This window comes from Lactobacillus kimbladii (assembly GCF_000970755.1).
In the GTDB taxonomy this organism is placed as follows: Bacteria; Bacillota; Bacilli; order Lactobacillales; family Lactobacillaceae; genus Lactobacillus; species Lactobacillus kimbladii.
In genome coordinates this window covers 722,969-740,108 of sequence record NZ_KQ034007.1, presented here as the reverse complement: position 1 = coordinate 740,108, position 17,140 = coordinate 722,969, and the positions used below count along the sequence as shown (strand labels likewise).

The following is a 17,140-nucleotide window of genomic DNA, read 5'->3' as shown; positions in this document are numbered from 1 at the left end:
TGACGTGATTTGTCAGCCTTTTTAGTTAGGTTAGAGTTTTTTCCCAGACTCTTTTGATATTTATTTTTGATTTTATTTCAATTTCTTCTCAAGTCTGAATAAGTTTAAATAACTAAGCAAAATTATCACACTGACAAATGTCAAAAATAAAAATGCTTCCTGACTGCCTTGTGCCGTGAGTGCTGCATAATTACCAGGTCTTTTTTGCCAAGATGAAATAATAGCGGCCATTACGGTTGTTCCCATTGATCCAGCATATTGCTGGCCAGTTTGAAAGACTGCAGTCGCATCAGTATGCAATTCTTCTGGTTGTAATTTCGATGCTTCAGCCATAGTGTTGTTAAACGCCATCTGGCGACCAATAATCATAATGCCATAAAAAACACCGACCATGAATGTACTGATTTTCAAACTAAACAAAGAAAAAAGCAAACAGGCCGTTAAGCAGAATACTGTTCCCGTAAGCAGTGGCAATGGCGCACCCTTTTTATCATAAATATGACCAAACCAGGGGTTTAAAATACCACTGATAATACAACCGGGAAGCAAAACTAATCCTCCGATTAAAGAACTGGCATGATTAACAATTTGCACATAATTAGGCACAGCAAAACTTGTACCAATATTAATAAACTGCAATAATAAATAAGATATCATAGCAAAAATGAAGGGCTTATTTTTAAAAATATTCAAGTTTATTAGTTTCTTTTTGCTCGTGCGTGACAGTTTAATGAACGTGTATACCAAGATTGCCACGATAATCATGCTGAGCCAAAAACCAATATCAGTAAAACCATTACTAATTCTATTGAAACCCAGGTTAAAAATTACCATCGCACTAGCTATAACTATGTAACTTAACCAGTCAAAACTCGGATGCTTTTTCTCATGATATTGTTCAATTACGAATAAACCCAAAATCATTATAAATACAGCAATTACCACTACAATTTCAAAAATTAAGGGCCAGCCAAAATAGTAAACAACTGTGCCACCAAATGTGGGGCCTAGAGACGGTGCAAGAATAATGACTAAACCAGTCAAACCCATATAAAAGCCCCATTTTTCTTGCGGCATTAGTTCTACAACCATATTAAACATTAATGGTATTGACAATCCTGCTCCAACTGAAGAAATCAACCGACCTGCGAGTAAGACCCAGAAATTAGAGGCAAAAGCAGCCACAATTGAACCGGCAATAAATGCAATTGCAGCAGTTAAAAACAGTTGTCTTGCTGAAAAGCGCTCATTTAAATATGAGCTTGCAACCATAATCACAGAAATTGTTAGTAAATACCCTGTTGTCGTCCACTGAACTAATCCTAAACCAATATGAAATTGTTTCATCAATGTGGGAAAAGTAACGTTTAAACTCGTTTCTGTCAAAATCGAAACAAAAGCCATTAAAGCACAACTGATAATTGCCAAAACCCGCTTTGGTGTTTCTTTCTTTTCTGCCATAAAATTAAATCTCCTTAATAAAAAAAGGCTAAAAGCCAAAAACTTTTACCCTTTCCATAATGGTTAATATGAATAAATACAATGTACAGGATGATATGTCTTTTTCTTATATAAACATAACTCATGTAAAGTAAGCATATATTTATCTTAATCTTATTTTAAAATAATTTCAATAATAAAAATTATTTTTCCTGCTTAAATCTATTTGCTAAGTCATCGTGTAAATCTTCATAACCTGGTTTATTAAGCAAACCAAACATGTTTCGTTTATATTCTTCAACACCAGGTTGATTGAACGGATTAATGCCATTAACATAACCAGAAACAGCAATTGCCAGTTCAAAGAAGTAAATTAGGTAGCCCAAAGTGTGTTCTGTTTGATCAGGAATATTAACTGTCATAACAGGGACACCACCATCAGTATGGGCCAGAACAACTCCTTCATAGGCACGTTCATTTACAAAGTTTAAGCTTTTACCAGATAAGAAATTTAACTGGTCTAAATTACGATCGTCAGAAGGGATTTTGACATCATTTGTTGGATTTTCAACTCTAATAACTGTTTCAAAAAGATTTCTTCTGCCTTCTTGAATATATTGACCCAATGAGTGCAAATCAGTCGTAAAGTTGGCACTGGCCGGCCAAATGCCTTTATTATCCTTTCCTTCTGATTCTCCCATTAATTGTTTGCACCATTCACTGAACATTCTTAAAGTTGGTTCATAGTTTTCAACAATTTCAGTAGTATAGCCTTTGCGATAAAGAATATTACGCAGAGCAGCATATTGATAAGGAGTCGCGTTACTTAAATCAGTATCGGTATACTCTGCTCTGGCATCAGCAGCGCCTTTCATTAATTGGTCAATATCAGCACCAGAAACTGCAATCGGCAACAAACCAACAGCTGATAGTACGCTGTAGCGTCCACCAATGTCATCCGGCACAACAAATTCCTCATAACCTTCAGCATCTGCTTCAGTTTTTAAAGCACCTTTAGCACGATCTGTTGTAGCAAAGATTCTATTCTTAGCCTCATCTGCGCCATACTTTTCAATTAATTTATCTTTAAAAATGCGAAAAGCAACAGCTGGTTCAGTAGTAGTACCAGATTTAGAAATGACATTAACACTAAAGTCCTTGTCACCAAGCCATTCAATCAGATCATGTAAATACGAGCCTGATAAGGAGTTGCCGCAAAATACAACAGTAGGATATTTTTCTTTACCCTTGCCATAAAATGCACCATTTAAAAACTCAATAGCTGCCTGAGCGCCTAAATATGAACCACCAATACCGATACAAACTAAAACTTCAGAGTCACTTTGAATCTTTTGGGCTGCTTTTTTGATTCTGGCAAATTCCTCTTTGTCATAATTAACTGGCAAATCGACCCAACCCAGAAAATCATTGCCAGCACCTGAACCATCTCTAAGTTCTTTATCGGCAACGTTAACTAAAGCTTGCATCTCGCCTAGTTCGTTATCGTGAACAAATGGTGTCAGTTTTGTACTATCAAATTTAATTAAACTCATAAACACGCTCTCCTTACTGAATTAAATATGTATTTCACAAGAACATTTTAGCAATCTTATTTTACAAATACCAGTGCTTTTAGTTAGTTTTACGCGTCTTTCTCCTGATTATCATTACAAGCCAATAGCAGAAATAACCAATTACCGTTCCACAACTGTTAAAGAACACATCGTCAATATCAGTCACGCCGGTTTCCAGTAAAAACTGCATTCCTTCAATAAATACCGAAAAAATGACACCGGCCAAAACAACACGCCAGAAGGTTTGTTTTTTTGAAAAAACAAAGGGTGACAAAAATCCAAATGGGATAAAGCACAGGATATTACCTAAAGAATTATATACAAAGTCCAGCCTGCTGGGGGCATGATACATTTTCCAAGTTTCCCTTAAGAAGACGAAATTTATTTCGTTTAAAGGTCTGTGCAGATTAAGTGTTAGATTCCAGGGAAAATAAGTATTACGAAAAGTAGTTAACATCAGCACTAAAATTAAATAAAAAGCAAATAACCATACTGACGCCTCAGACTTAATTGTACGCCGACTCCTAATAGTCATTAGCCAGATTAAGCGTATTACCATAAAAAACAGAAAATAAAAGATAGTTTTATCCAGTGCCAGTACAATCAACTTAATCAAAGCAAAATGATTTATTTTAGTAGCGTAAAGTTGCGAAAGCAGGTTATATAGTGGTCCTAAAAATATCATTCTGATTCAATTCCTAAAATATAGTTCATTTAAATTATACTCAAGTTTCTGCGATTAATTATTAAAAAAGGTCTAACAAAACGGAAAAGATTGTTTAAAAGGACAGAAACTTTTAAAATAGTCTGATAAGGGAGAGTTCATTTTGAATAAAAAAAATCTGACTAACTTCATTCAGACTCGGATAGGCTTTTTCTGCCTTCTGGTTGTGTTATTTGCGCTCAAGTACATTTTTGCAGCCTACCATGATTTCAATTTGGGTATTTCAGATCCTTATCAACATATTATCATGTGGTTAAGTCCTGTTGGTAGTGCAATTTTACTAATGAGCGTTGGATTATATTTTTCTAAGCCAGTCATTTCATATTGTGCAATGGTCCTGCTTGATGTAGCAAATTCGGGACTGTTATTTGCGAATGTTCTTTATTATCGTCAATTTTCCGATTTTATTACCGTAAAGACTATTACAAATGCTGGTAAGGTTGCCCCTGGTCTGGGAAAAAGTGCAGTTGCACTGCTTCAACCTTCTGACTTATTATTGTGGCTTGACCTTTTCATAATAATCATATTACTAATTGCTCACAAAATCAGAATTGATCAAAAATCCTTTGGCCTTCTTACACCTTTTGCTGTTACTTCAGTTGGTGCATTAATTTTAGTGCTAAATGTCTTTTTGGCCGAGTCTTCCAGACCACGCTTGTTAGGTACCACATTCGATCGATCATACATTGTTAAATATCTTGGTATTGATACCTATACAGTTTATGACGCCGTTAAAAATGAACAAACCGAGCAGGTAAATAAAAACGCCAATACAGCTGACTTAAATAAAATTTTGGCTTACACCAAAAAAAATAAATTACCCGTAAATACTGAATATTTTGGTAAAGAAAAAGGCAAAAATGTAATAATAATTCATTTGGAAAGTTTTCAGCAGTTTCTAATTGATTTAAAAATCAACGGTAAGGAAGTTACGCCCTATCTCAATTCACTTTATCACAACAAACATACATTAAGTTTTGCCAATTTTTACCACCAAGTTGGCATTGGCCGAACTAGTGATGCAGAAAACATGCTGGAAACCAGTACCTATGGTATTTCCGACGGCTCTTTATTCACTGCAATGGGCAGTTCGAATACTTTTCAGGCTGCACCGCAAATTTTGCGTCAACACGGCAACTACACTTCTGCCGTATTTCATGGTAATGTTGGTACATTTTGGAACCGTGATGATGTTTATAAAAACATGGGTTATGACTATTTCTTTGATCAAAATTACTTTAGTCACGATAAAAATGATCATATTGGCTATGGCATCAAAGATAAAATTATGTTTGCTGAAAGCATCAAATATTTAGAAAGGATGCAGCAGCCTTTTTATACTAAATTTATTACCGTTACAAATCATACTCCCTTTGACATGGACGAAGAGGATCTGGATCCGAGTTTTAAAACCAGTGATACGTCAGACAAATCAATTAACAATTATTTTGAAACTGCTCATTATCTGGATCAATCTATCCGTGAATTTTTCAATTACTTGAAGAAATCAGGTTTGATTAAAAATACTATGGTTGTGATCTATGGAGACCATTACGGATTAACTAATTCTGAAAACGAAACTTTGGCACCAATTGTGGGTGAAAGTTCTGATACATGGAATAGCTATAATAATGTTCAAATGCAACGTGTACCTTTTATGATACATGCTCAAAATTTAAAGGGAAAAATCAAGCAAGAAGTCGCAGGCGAAATAGATGTATTGCCGACCTTGATCCATCTTCTGGGAATTTCAAATCGCAATTATATTCAATTTGGCAGTGATCTGCTAGCGCCAAAATATCGCCCCTGGCTTACTTTTAGGAATGGCACCATTGTTAGTCAAAAATACGTTATTATTGGTGGTAAAGGCCTAAAAGGCGTTGTTTACGACCGCAAAAGTGGCAAGCAGATTATTAATTTTACCGAGCAGGAAAAATATGAAATCACAAAATTGGCAAAAGAAGGCAAAAAGTCCCTTAAATACTCCGACTTACTAAATAATCATAATTTATTGCGTTTTTACACTCCTAGCGGATTTAAACCCGTTGACCCCACACAATTTGACTATTTAACCAATTACAGACAGATGGAAGACCTCCGGCAGCAATTGAAAAATAAATCCACTGCTCTTATAAGCAAACAGCGCAAATCTACTACTAAGTTATACAAAACGGACGCTACAGAGCTTAAGGGTCGTGAAGAAGAAATCACAAAAATTCCTGAATCTGTTTCCGGCAATCATTTAATTGAAAAGCAGACTAAGCCTAGTAAAAATCACAAAAAGTCATATAATTAAGAAATAAACATAATTTTTTAATTTTGGAGGATAAAATGAAAATTTTCATAATTGTTGTGCTGTTTTTGTTTTTATTACTCTCGTGCTGCCGGGTCGTCCCGCAAAACAATGAAGGTTTAATAGAAACATTAGGAAAATATTCCAGAACCGTAAAAGCAGGTTTAGTGCTAATCATTCCGGTAATACAGAGGTTGCGCAAAGTTTCCCTGGCAATGTTTCCGGCAGAAATTTCGAAATATTCGATTATTACCAAAGACAACGCAGAAATTACTACCAGTTTAACCCTAAATTACCTAGTAACTGATTCCTATAAATATTTTTACAATAATACTGACTCGGTAAAATCAATGGTTGAACTAATTCGTGGTCATTTGAGAGACATTATCGGGCGGATGGATCTAAATGATGCTTTGGGGTCAACAAGTAGTATAAATAGTCAGCTCTCCGATGCTATCGGTGATTTAACGGATATTTATGGCATTCGTGTAGTTAGGGTCAACATTGATGAGCTTTTACCTAGTACTGAAATTCAAAAAGCCATGGACAAACAGTTAACTGCCGATCGTGAAAAAATAGCTGCTATTGAAAAAGCTGAAGGCGAAGCTAAAAATATTGAACTAACCACAAAGGCTAAAAATGATGCTTTAATTGCAACGGCTAAGGCTAAGGCCGAAGCTGTCAAAACAGAAGCAGATGCTGAAGCATATCGAATAAATCAATTACAAGCCAGCCTGGCTAAAGCAAGTGACGGTTACTTTAAAAATCAGAGTTTGGACAGTTTTAATAATTTAGCTAAAGGACCTAACAATCTAATTGTAGTCAATAAAGACGACCTTACCAATTTAGGAAGCATTCCAGCGACTGCAAAGATCTGGCATGAAGCAACAAAAGAAAACGAATAAATTCTGCACAACAAAAAATTATTTCCGCATTTGGAAATGATTTTTTAGTTTTCGAGGTATTGCTCATAGCCGCGATCAAATAAAATAATTGTAAATTCAGCCCCATGATTTATTTCTGACTGCACGCTTATTTTGCCTCCATGTTGTTTGATCAAAGAAGAAACGATTGCCAATCCTAAGCCATACTCTCCTTTACCAGAGCTGCTACGAGAAGTATCAGCTTTAAAATATCTTTCAAATACATATTTAATTTGTTGTTGATTCATCCCAATACCATTATCTTCAACAATAATAGTTGTTGCATGAGCAACGCGATAGCCACTTATTTGAATTTCGCCATCGGAAGTAAACTGAATTGCATTTTGAACCAAATTAACCATTATCTGAGTAAAACGATCTTTATCAGCATAAATTGGCAGATCCCTGGGTGCATTTATAGTAAGTGTATCACTGACCTTGGCAGCATTTTGTTTAAGCTGCATTGTTACATCATCTAGCGTTTTTCTAGCATTAAAGGTGGTCTTAACTAAGTTTATTTGATTATTACGAATTTTTTCATAATCCAAATTTTCGTTAACTAATCGAATCAGACGCTTAGTTTCCCTATTCATCAAGGCAATAGATTTGGGCTTAGCTTTATCGGGAATAGCATCATATTGTAAACCTTCTAGAATACCATTAATAGTAGTCAAAGGCGTACGCATTTCATGAGCCGCATCAGCCATAAATTGATCACGCCTTTTTTCCTGCTCCTTAACTTCTTGGTTTGATTTTTTTAAAACGCGAACCATCTGATTGAAGTTGTCAGCCAGCTGAGTTATCTCATCATTTCCACTATAATTTGTTTGGACGTCAAAATCACCAGCAGCAACTTTTTTAGTAGCACTTGACAGCTTTTTTATTCTGTCCGTTGCATAAAAAGAAAGAATCAAACTAAGCATCAAGCCCACAATAATTGCTGAAACAAGAGCACTAAACAAATTTTGCTTAGCTATTGTCACCGGTCTTTCCACTTTGGCAACTCGGACGCCTAACCAAATCGCTCCAATAAATTTACCTTTGTCTTTCCATGGTAAAAGAACGCCAGTACAAGCAGCTTTTTTATGCCCTAAGCTGGAAAGAGCCTCATTATTATTTTTGATGTGAAGCTTCTTTCCCTGTCTTAATTGCATAACGCGCTTTGAAGTTAAGCTTATGTCTTCATTTTTCTCAGGATAGATTTGGGTTCCATGCTTATCAAAAACACTAAGATAAACCCTATCACTATGGAGAACGAATTCTAATTTATGCAAAAATTTGGGGTTCAACATGGCCGAGCCATTTTTTTCATCGCTTACGGCTAAAGTACCTAAAGCTGAGGCAAAATCCTCCATTCTCTGATAATTATATTCATATGATTGTTTAGTTGCGTTATTTATTTCAGAAAAACCGATTATTGATACCGTAGTAAGAATGATTAGTAAAAAGCTAAGCATATGCTGATAAATTAACTTCATGTGAAAACCTACGAATCATCAAATTTATAGCCAACGCCCCAAACGGTTTGGATGACATTTGCACCTACTTTTTCCAATTTTTGGCGCAATTTTTTAATATGTGCATCCACGGTGCGATCTTCACCATAATAATCATAACCCCAGACAGACTCTAACAATTGTTCACGAGAAAATACTTGTTTGGGCTTCTGTGCCATGGTATAGAGTAAATCAAACTCTTTAGGTGTAATATTTTCAACATATTGACCATCATAAAGCACCTCACGCCGACTTTTAGAAATTTTTATGTGATCAGTTTCGACATCAAATTTTTCAGTATTCTCTGCTGATTTTGTTTGTTCCTGCTTATCATCAATTCTAATCCTACGTTGTAAAGCTTTGATGCGGGCTATTAAAGCTAGTGGACTAAATGGTTTAGACACATAGTCATCAGCACCAGCATTAAATCCTTGAATCTGCTCTTCTTCACTACTACGAGCAGTCAACATGATAATTGGTATGGTAGGTGAAATTGCACAAACTTCTTTAGCAACTTCTATGCCATCTTTTTTTGGCAAATTAAGGTCTAATGTTATTAAATCATACTGATCTGGATTTTTAGCAAACATTTTAACGGCTTGTTCTCCATCAGTCGCAATTTCAGTGGTCCATCCTTCTTTTTCAAAGAACATTTCCATCATTTCTGCAACCGACTGATCATCCTCGACCATTAAAATTTTCAGTTTCATTTTCGGTCCCTAAATCCTTTTGTTCTCTCCTTTTTTACTTTGTCAGGGTCTATGTAATCTGCTGGTAATTCATGACGCTTTTGCAAAAAGCTTTTTAAACTCTTCTCCGTAGCCATGATTGGAAAGATAATGAAAAGATAAAATGTCAGCAGCCAAAGTAAAAAATATCGATCCCATTTAAGTAAATGGATTCCAATCCCCAATACTAATTGGATTAAACCAAATATAATAAAATAGTAACTTGCCTTGTGCTGGGCAAATTTGAAACTAGCTTTATTAACTTGGGCCAAGTAGGAATAATAACTATAAAATGGACGTGGTCTTTTGGGAGGCGATATCAGCCATAACAGTCCAACTACCATAATAATCGAACCGCACGCAATATAAATCATTCTCTTTTCCTTTCCATCTTAAGACTTAAGAATTAATCCTGATTGCCAGGAGTAGAAATAACCATTTTCATATTACCTAAAAATTTAAATTCCTTAATATTATTCGGAATTATCATATTTGTACCAATAGATAAATTAAAAGTCTTGTTTTCACACTCAATTGTACCTGAACCATTAATAATTGTTACTAATAAGAAAGGATGCCCATTTAAGCCAGTATTCCACTGACCATTTAAATCTATTTGCCACAGGTAAAAATGAGGAGACAGTGGTGGCTGCACCAAGGTCTTAATGATGGCATCTTGCTTTTTGCTAGTTGTTATTTCAAGTTTAGGATCAACGTGAGGTACTTGAGTGACATCAATAGACTTCTGGGTGTGCAGCTCCCTTTTTTTGCCAGTCTTTTGATCTACACGATCATAATCATATAAACGGTAGGTAACATCACTTGACTGCTGCGTTTCAATAACTAAAATACCTTTAGTCAGTGCGTGAATCGTTCCCGAGGGGACATAGAAAAAGTCTCCGGCTTTGACAGGAATCTTGCGTAATAATTTGTCCCACTCGCCTTTGTGAATCATATCTGCAAGTTCTGAACGTGTTTTAGCAGTATGACCATATATTAGATATGACCCTGGATCTGCCTGTAAAACATACCAGCTTTCTGTCTTTCCACTGTCATTTTCTACTTTGCGGGCATAATCATTGTTGGGATGAACCTGTACAGATAGATTATCATTAGCATCCAAAAATTTTACAAGAAGTGGGAACTCTTCACTCTCGGGGTTACCAAATAGTTCCGGATTTTCGTGATACACTTTACGTAAGCTTTGTCCTTCAAAGTCACCATTTGTAATAGTTGAAGCATCATCTTTATAACCTGAAATAACCCAAGCTTCACCTACTTTACCATCTGGTATATCGTAATTAAAAATAGTTTTTAATTTGCGTCCGCCCCAAATTTTGGGTCTAAAATATGGGGTAAGAAAAAATGGTTCCATTATGATCACCTCACTATTAGTTTAATCTTTTAAACTATAAATTTAAAACTATTTTTTCAAATATGAAAACAATTGTTATTATTTTAAGAGCTAATTTCCGTATAAAATACTTATAATGAATAATATCGCTTATTTTAATATATCGGTTTAAAAAGGCCAAAGAAAAAACCTGTCAGATTGATTTGACAGGTTTTTAAATGGGGAATAATTTACTACTATTTTTATTGTTTTCTTCTACTTTCTTTTGCTCTTTAATCCCTCCAGTCTTGATTCTGCAATTTCGTCTTCTAACTCGTTTTCATATTGTTCTCTTTGAGCTTTATCCCAGCCATAATAATCAGACATGTGTTTAATCACGCCATTCTTTACCTGGTCTAAGGTGTCACTCTTGAATAAAATATGATAAGTACGTCTTAATAGATAATCAACTGGTGTTAAGGTCATTTCCTCTGCAAGCGAGTAATCAAGAGCTGCAGTTTCACCTATACTCAATCCTTTTTCTGGCTTGATTGTTTGGGCATAATCATAAATTTGCTCCGCCTGAGAACCAAATAAGTTTGCAATCTCTTTTGCATCATCAGCTGCAAGGCCGGCAGCCACACCATCTTTAGCAATGCGAGCAAGTTCTGCTTCTGCATTGTCAGAATCGAAATCGCCACCAGCAACTTTAATTTCTGCTGAATCTTGCAACGTAAAGTTTTTAGAAAACTCGTCATGAAATTTTTGCTGGATTTTCTTCATTGCACCATTAGCCATGATGCGGTAATCTGTCAACTTACCGCCGGCTAAGGTGATCAATCCATCTTCTGCTTCAGTTAAGGAACTACCACGTGATACTGCAGATGGCGCTGAAGTACTATCAGAAACGCTGGCACCTGTTGCCGCATCTGCGGCTTCGTTACCCTCCACTTCAACTTCGATTAGAGGACGTACACCAGCCCAGCTGGCTTCAATATCGTTAATTGTTAAATGAGCCGCTGGATACTTTTTATTTATGATATTTAACAAGTAATCTACATCGCTTTGTTCAACCGTTGGATGAGCATAATCACCGGTAAAATCAGTATCCGTTGTACCAAAATAAGTTTTACCCTCCCGAGGGATAGTGAAAATCATTCGGCCATCAGCCGTACCCGAACCAAAATATGTTGGTTGTGGCACGGTCAAGCGAGATTGATCAACTACCAAGTGGACACCTTTTGTAGGACGCAAACGCGGTTTTTTGTAAACTTCTTTATCTTCTTGTCTTATTAAATCTGACCAAGGCCCAGAAGTATTAATTACAATATCAGCATGAATTTCAAATTCTTCACCAGTTAAATTGTCATGAACGCGAACACCATTAACTTGTTTTTGATCATTATGTAAAATTGCTATACACTTCAGGCGGCTAACAGCCAGACACCCTAATTCATGAGCCTTTTTAACGTTTTCTACTACCAAGCGGGAGTCGTTATTTTGATAATCTAAGTAAACACCTGCGCCCTGCAAGTTCTCGCTATTTAATTGTGGCTCTCGTTTTAAAGTTTCTTCCTTATCCATCATGTAGTTGGCATATTTAATTAAAGGTGAATCTCCTTCAATACCTGCTAAGTGATCATAAAGATCCATTGCTACTTTTACCGAGAACATAGTAAACGTTGTCCCTGGTTCGTCATAAATTGGCAAAATCATAGGATCAGGTTGGGTCATATGTGGGGCAATATGCTGGATAACCGCACGTTCCTTGACTGTATCAGAAACAACTTGAACATCAAATGTCTTCAGATAGCGAATACCACCGTGTACAAGTCTGGTAGACCGTGATGACGTACCTCCACCAAAGTCTTGCATATCAATCAAGCCTGTCTTCATTTTAGCTGCACTAGCCTGAAGAGCAACGCCTGCTCCTGTAATGCCGCCTCCGATAACCAGCAAATCTAATTTTTCATTTTTCAAACGTTCAATTTCTTCTTTTCTGGTTTCAATTGAAAACGCCATGATTTAGCCTCTTTCTTTTTAATAAAAATTTCTAATTATTTTTTTGATATGGCTTATATGAAAAGCTCTGAGCAGCTTTAACAGCTGATTTCCAGCCTTCGTACAGGTGATCTCTTTCTGCACTGCTCATTTGCGGTTTAAAGGTTTTACCTACTTTTTGAATTTTCTTGATTTCATCAAAGTCCTTCCAAAAGCCAATAGCTAAACCAGCTAGAAAAGCTGCACCTAACGCCGTTGTCTCGAGGTTGGCAGCACGCTCAATTTCGATACCCAAGATATCAGCTTGGAACTGCATTAAATAGTCATTATTAGCAGCACCACCATCAACCTTTAATTTTGGAATTTGAATTTTGGTATCTTCGTGCATCGTATCAATAACGTCCCGACTTTCATAAGCTAGAGACTGTAAAGTAGCTTTTGTAAAGTCATCACTGGTTGTTCCACGAGTCAGACCGAAAACAGCTCCACGGACATTAGAATCCCAGTACGGAGCACCTAAACCTGTAAATGCAGGAACAACGAAAACTTCATTGTTATCTTTTGAGCGCTTGGCAGCTTCTTCTGACTGAGGAGCATCGTCAATAATTCCCAGTTGATCACGCAGCCACTGAATAGCTGAACCAGCAACGTAAATACTACCTTCCAAAGCATAATTTACTTTGCCGTTTATGCCATATGCCACAGTAGTTAACAAATTATTAGCTGAAAATTTAGGTTTTTCACCCGTATTCATAACGGTGAACGCACCAGTTCCATAGGTGTTTTTAACCATTCCCGGCTCAAATGCTAACTGCCCAAACAAAGCTGACTGCTGGTCACCTGCCATGCCGGCAATTGGTACTTGACTACCATAAAAGTGAAATTCAGCTGTAGTACCATAAATTTCGGAATTAGACCGAATTTCCGGTAAAATTTTTCTTGGAATGTTTAATAACTTAAGTATTTCATCATCCCAATCAAGCTTGGTAATATTAAACAGCATTGTCCGGCTGGCATTCGTATAATCTGTTACGTGAACCTTGCCACCAGTCAATTTCCATACTAACCATGAATCAATAGTACCAAACAATAATTCACCGTTTTCTGCACGTTCTTGAGCTCCCGGAACATGATCAAGAATCCAGCGAATTTTGGTAGCTGAAAAGTAAGCGTCAGGAATTAGTCCCGTTTTTTCATGGATCATATCCGTATAGCCATCAGCAATAATTTTATCGGCAATATCCGAAGTCTGACGGGATTGCCAGACAATAGCATGATAAATCGGCAAGCCGGTCTTCTTATCCCAAATAACAGTCGTTTCACGCTGATTGGTGATACCGATAGCTGCAATTTGGTTAGGTTTAATCCCTGAATTAATAAAAGAATTGGCAATTGTAGATAAAACTGAGTTCCAAATTTCGTTGGCATCATGTTCTACCCAGCCAGGTTTAGGAAAATATTGATTAAACTCTTTCCGTGAGTCAATTACTTTTTTACCAGAATGGTCCAAAATAATTGCTCTTGTACTAGTAGTACCTTCATCAATCGCTAAAATATATTTTTCAGCCATTATACTTTCTCCTTTTTAGTCTTAAAACTAATTTAGTAAAGGTAACTGTCGTTACAATTCAATTTTACCCTCGCTTTTTGGGAAGCGCTAACATATAATGATAATAACTTATTAGTTAAAGTTATAAGCAAAAGGACAAAGTGTGATGAAATACAGTTTATTAACATATAAGTACTTTATTGACGTCGTTGAAACTCAAGGATTTACCCCTGCTGCAAAACGAAATTTTGTCTCTCAAACAGCAATTAGCAATGCTATAAAAAATTTAGAAAAAGACCTGGGTGTTCAACTTATTGATCGGTCAACTTCTCATTTTAAGGTTACTTTGGCCGGAATTAATTTGTACCATTGTGCAGTGCCCGTGCTAAACAAATATTACGAATTTAGCGAAAAAATCAGCCAATTAAACAATTCTTTTCAAACTTTAAGGATACATTATTTGCACGCTTTTGATTATTGGGCTATTGAACTGGCACATTCTCTTGCTAAAAACAATCCTGATTTACAATTACAACTTGATACTGAAAATTTTGCCGCTAGCATACCTAAACTAGATGCAGGAGATTATGACGTATTGATCGGGTTTTCCACTGCCGTCAGTAAAATTAAAAACATCCATGTCAGAAAAATTGGCACTGCCAATTTCGGCATTTTGTTGAATAAGAATTCTTTTGATTCTAACGGAAAGCTTAAAAAAGACCTACTAAAAAAGCAGCCCCTTTTCTTACAAAAATGGACTGCTACTGATAATAATGACGTACAAACAAAAATTAAAAATATTCTGGAAAAAATGAATATCAATTATGACCAAATAATTTACTTAGACAGTTTCGACTCTGCTCTAGCCAACGTTGTGTTAGATCATGGTATGGCAATTTATCCGGAGGAACTGCCTCTGCCGAAAATATATGATAAATATGTTACTTTTTTACCAAACTTGCCTAAACTAAAATACGATGTTGTTGCGATATATAAAAATCCGGCCATTTATAATATATTGGAGCATTCCTTGTAGTAGATTAAACAATTTATTTTACATCATATGGCAATTATTGTTGTTAATGAGTTTTAAAATAATATTCTTTAATGCAGAATTATTTTCATTCTTTGTAAAAATGCCTGAGGTGAAAATAAATGTATATAAAATTAACAACATCTTATTTATAAAACAAAAAGCAACTTGCTGATGTTTTTGCAGGTTGCTAGTGTTATAACTTTACTCGCTAAAAAGTATTTGACCAATGTCTTGTTCCAAATTGTTAACTGAAAAGTTTTTATTTTTAATTTTTTTATTTTTTTGGGTCAAAACAACAATAACTATTGGATCTTTACCTTTTGCCTTAATCATATTCAAATTCATATTAACAAGGATATCTCCATGCTTTACTTGCTGTCCTTTACTTACTTTTACTTCGAAAGGTTCACCATTTAAGTCAACAGTATCGATTCCAAGATGAAGTAATATCTCGGTGCTATCTTTTGTTTTCAAACCTATGGCGTGTTTACTTTTGGCAATCATTGTTACCTGACCGGTAACAGGACTGTAGATCTCTTCACCCTCAGGTATTACTGCAAAACCATCTCCGAGCATCCCCTTTGAAAACATTTCATCTTTTACACTACTTAAAGGTATAATCTTTCCTTTAACTGGTAAATATATATTATTTGTAGTTTTTCGTTGTTCTCGTTTGCCAAAAAATAACGTTAAGCCAAAGGACAATAAAGCGGAAAGACAAAGAATTAATACTGCAATCCATAAGTTCATATCCATTTGTCCATTATTTGCATGTATAAAAGTTGGTAAAGCTGCTATTCCAGGTGAAACAATTGCATATTGTTTTAATCCTAAAAATCCTGCTAAAATTCCAACTAAACCTGAAGCTGACATTGTGCTTAAAAATGCAATTTTATTTTTAATTAAGATACCAAATAATGCTGGTTCCGTTATACCCATTAAACCTGTCAGGCCAGAAGAGAGACCTAACTGTTTTTCTTTACTATCATTACTATATACAGCTACAGCCAAAGCTGATGCACCTACTGCCACATTAGCAGCTAACATACCAGGAAGAATGAAGGCATCATATCCAGTAGTTGAAACGGCTGCAATACAAATTGGAAATAAGGCCTGATTGGTACCAGTCATAACAAGGAATGGAGTGATCGCTGCAATGATTCCGACAGAAAACCAGCCAAATTTTAAATTGATAAATTTTAAAATATTAGCAATAATAGAACCAATTTGAAACCCCAGAGGACCTAACCATAATAAAGTTATTGGAACAACAATTAGCATTGTGACTAAAGGGTTCACAAAAAATTTAATGCTTTTGGGTACCACCCTTTCCAAAACTATGTCAACAAATTTCATTAAGATAATGCCCAATAAGACAGGAATTACAGAGGTATTATATTGTACTTGTGGAATAGGTAATCCCAAAAAGCTCAAACCTTTTGCTGAATCAATGGTTTTATATACTAAAACTGCACCTAAAAATCCACCCATCATAGGATTTAGATTTAATTTTCGGGCTGCACTGTACCCCAAATAAAGGGGTAAAAAGAAATAGCCCGCTTGATAAATAGCAAATAAAACTGTGTAGGTCCCACTCTTTGTACTTAACCCAAAGAATGATGTTCCAATATTTAAAACAGCGGAAATTAATCCAGCGGCAACTAAAACGCCTAGTATTGGTACAAAAGTACCTGAAATAAAGTCAATTATAGTATGTCCCAGATTTGACCACGAAAAATTAGTTTTTTTCATATTGTCTGTTTTTTCATGGCTTTGGAGACTTTTTTTATCGATAGTACCATTAATCTTAATAATTTCGTTATAAACATTTGCTACATCTGTTCCGATAACTACCTGATATTCTTGTCCGTGATTTACAGTACCTGCCACCTGTTCTATATTTTTAATTGCTGTATCATTTATGTTTTGGACACTATGAACACGTATTCTTAATCTGGTAGCACAATGGTTTATGTTCTCAATATTTTTACTTCCCCCAACATTGTCATAAATTTGTTGTGCCAAATTTTTATAGCTGAGCAT

13 protein-coding genes are annotated in these 17,140 nt (G+C 35.6%); 3 read left to right on the top strand and 10 right to left on the bottom strand.

What is annotated here, in order from left to right:
* Positions 1 to 72: 72 nt before the first annotated feature.
* From JF75_RS04035 to JF75_RS04025, 3 genes are all read right to left on the bottom strand, one after another.
* Positions 73 to 1,461: an MFS transporter gene (locus JF75_RS04035; protein WP_046331945.1), complete on the bottom strand. Its 1,389-nt coding sequence runs from the start codon at positions 1,459 to 1,461 to the stop codon at positions 73 to 75.
* Between the two features lie 182 nt (positions 1,462 to 1,643).
* The gene (locus tag JF75_RS04030) at positions 1,644 to 2,993 is read right to left on the bottom strand and encodes a glucose-6-phosphate isomerase (protein ID WP_046331944.1); all 1,350 of its coding nucleotides are present in this window, start codon (positions 2,991 to 2,993) and stop codon (positions 1,644 to 1,646) included.
* 79 nt (positions 2,994 to 3,072) lie between these two features.
* Complete coding sequence (locus tag JF75_RS04025) at positions 3,073 to 3,699, bottom strand: VanZ family protein (protein ID WP_046331943.1); 627 nt, start codon at positions 3,697 to 3,699, stop codon at positions 3,073 to 3,075.
* Between the two features lie 142 nt (positions 3,700 to 3,841).
* On the opposite strand from JF75_RS04025, the gene JF75_RS04020 reads away from it, so the two are divergent.
* The gene (locus JF75_RS04020) at positions 3,842 to 6,034 is read left to right on the top strand and encodes an LTA synthase family protein (protein WP_046331942.1); all 2,193 of its coding nucleotides are present in this window, start codon (positions 3,842 to 3,844) and stop codon (positions 6,032 to 6,034) included.
* Between the two features lie 35 nt (positions 6,035 to 6,069).
* Positions 6,070 to 6,936: an SPFH domain-containing protein gene (locus tag JF75_RS04015; protein ID WP_046331941.1), complete on the top strand. Its 867-nt coding sequence runs from the start codon at positions 6,070 to 6,072 to the stop codon at positions 6,934 to 6,936.
* A 44-nt stretch (positions 6,937 to 6,980) separates the two neighbouring features.
* Here the strand turns inward: JF75_RS04015 and JF75_RS04010 are convergent, their stop codons facing one another.
* The 6 genes from JF75_RS04010 to glpK all read right to left on the bottom strand — a co-directional run bounded on the left by JF75_RS04010 (position 6,981) and on the right by glpK (position 14,082).
* Positions 6,981 to 8,432 carry a sensor histidine kinase gene (locus JF75_RS04010; protein ID WP_046331940.1) on the bottom strand — a complete coding sequence of 484 codons (1,452 nt, stop codon included), beginning with the start codon at positions 8,430 to 8,432 and terminating at the stop codon, positions 6,981 to 6,983.
* An 8-nt stretch (positions 8,433 to 8,440) separates the two neighbouring features.
* Positions 8,441 to 9,160 carry a response regulator transcription factor gene (locus tag JF75_RS04005; protein ID WP_046331939.1) on the bottom strand — a complete coding sequence of 240 codons (720 nt, stop codon included), beginning with the start codon at positions 9,158 to 9,160 and terminating at the stop codon, positions 8,441 to 8,443.
* On the bottom strand, positions 9,157 to 9,552 hold the full coding sequence (locus tag JF75_RS04000) for an SdpI family protein (RefSeq protein WP_045927923.1): 396 nt from the start codon (positions 9,550 to 9,552) through the stop codon (positions 9,157 to 9,159). The genes JF75_RS04005 and JF75_RS04000 overlap by 4 nt, the downstream gene beginning before the upstream one ends.
* Before the next feature lie 32 nt (positions 9,553 to 9,584).
* Positions 9,585 to 10,553 (bottom strand): mannose-6-phosphate isomerase, class I, encoded by a 969-nt coding sequence (gene manA / locus JF75_RS03995; protein ID WP_046331938.1) that lies wholly within the window; start codon positions 10,551 to 10,553, stop codon positions 9,585 to 9,587.
* Positions 10,554 to 10,787: 234 nt separating this feature from the next.
* The gene (locus JF75_RS03990) at positions 10,788 to 12,533 is read right to left on the bottom strand and encodes an FAD-dependent oxidoreductase (protein ID WP_046331937.1); all 1,746 of its coding nucleotides are present in this window, start codon (positions 12,531 to 12,533) and stop codon (positions 10,788 to 10,790) included.
* A gap of 31 nt (positions 12,534 to 12,564) precedes the next feature.
* Positions 12,565 to 14,082, bottom strand: coding sequence for a glycerol kinase GlpK (glpK, locus tag JF75_RS03985; RefSeq protein ID WP_046331936.1), 1,518 nt, complete (start codon positions 14,080 to 14,082; stop codon positions 12,565 to 12,567).
* A 145-nt stretch (positions 14,083 to 14,227) separates the two neighbouring features.
* Here glpK and JF75_RS03980 point away from each other — a divergent pair, with 145 nt between their 5' ends.
* On the top strand, positions 14,228 to 15,097 hold the full coding sequence (locus JF75_RS03980; protein WP_046331935.1) for a LysR family transcriptional regulator: 870 nt from the start codon (positions 14,228 to 14,230) through the stop codon (positions 15,095 to 15,097).
* Positions 15,098 to 15,298: 201 nt separating this feature from the next.
* On the opposite strand, the gene JF75_RS03975 is transcribed toward JF75_RS03980, so the two are convergent.
* Positions 15,299 to 17,140: a glucose PTS transporter subunit IIA gene (locus tag JF75_RS03975; RefSeq protein WP_046332931.1), complete on the bottom strand. Its 1,842-nt coding sequence runs from the start codon at positions 17,138 to 17,140 to the stop codon at positions 15,299 to 15,301.

Coding starts and splice junctions, on each gene's coding strand:
- JF75_RS04005 (WP_046331939.1), bottom strand. CDS start 9,160: ATGAAACTGAAAATTTTAATGGTCGAGGATGATCAGTCGGTTGCAGAA.
- JF75_RS03975 (WP_046332931.1), bottom strand. CDS start 17,140: ATGCTCAGCTATAAAAATTTGGCACAACAAATTTATGACAATGTTGGG.
- JF75_RS03990 (WP_046331937.1), bottom strand. CDS start 12,533: ATGGCGTTTTCAATTGAAACCAGAAAAGAAGAAATTGAACGTTTGAAA.
- JF75_RS04035 (WP_046331945.1), bottom strand. CDS start 1,461: ATGGCAGAAAAGAAAGAAACACCAAAGCGGGTTTTGGCAATTATCAGT.
- JF75_RS04015 (WP_046331941.1), top strand. CDS start 6,070: ATGAAAATTTTCATAATTGTTGTGCTGTTTTTGTTTTTATTACTCTCG.
- JF75_RS03980 (WP_046331935.1), top strand. CDS start 14,228: ATGAAATACAGTTTATTAACATATAAGTACTTTATTGACGTCGTTGAA.
- JF75_RS04025 (WP_046331943.1), bottom strand. CDS start 3,699: ATGATATTTTTAGGACCACTATATAACCTGCTTTCGCAACTTTACGCT.
- JF75_RS04010 (WP_046331940.1), bottom strand. CDS start 8,432: ATGAAGTTAATTTATCAGCATATGCTTAGCTTTTTACTAATCATTCTT.
- glpK (WP_046331936.1), bottom strand. CDS start 14,082: ATGGCTGAAAAATATATTTTAGCGATTGATGAAGGTACTACTAGTACA.
- JF75_RS04000 (WP_045927923.1), bottom strand. CDS start 9,552: ATGATTTATATTGCGTGCGGTTCGATTATTATGGTAGTTGGACTGTTA.
- JF75_RS04030 (WP_046331944.1), bottom strand. CDS start 2,993: ATGAGTTTAATTAAATTTGATAGTACAAAACTGACACCATTTGTTCAC.
- manA (WP_046331938.1), bottom strand. CDS start 10,553: ATGGAACCATTTTTTCTTACCCCATATTTTAGACCCAAAATTTGGGGC.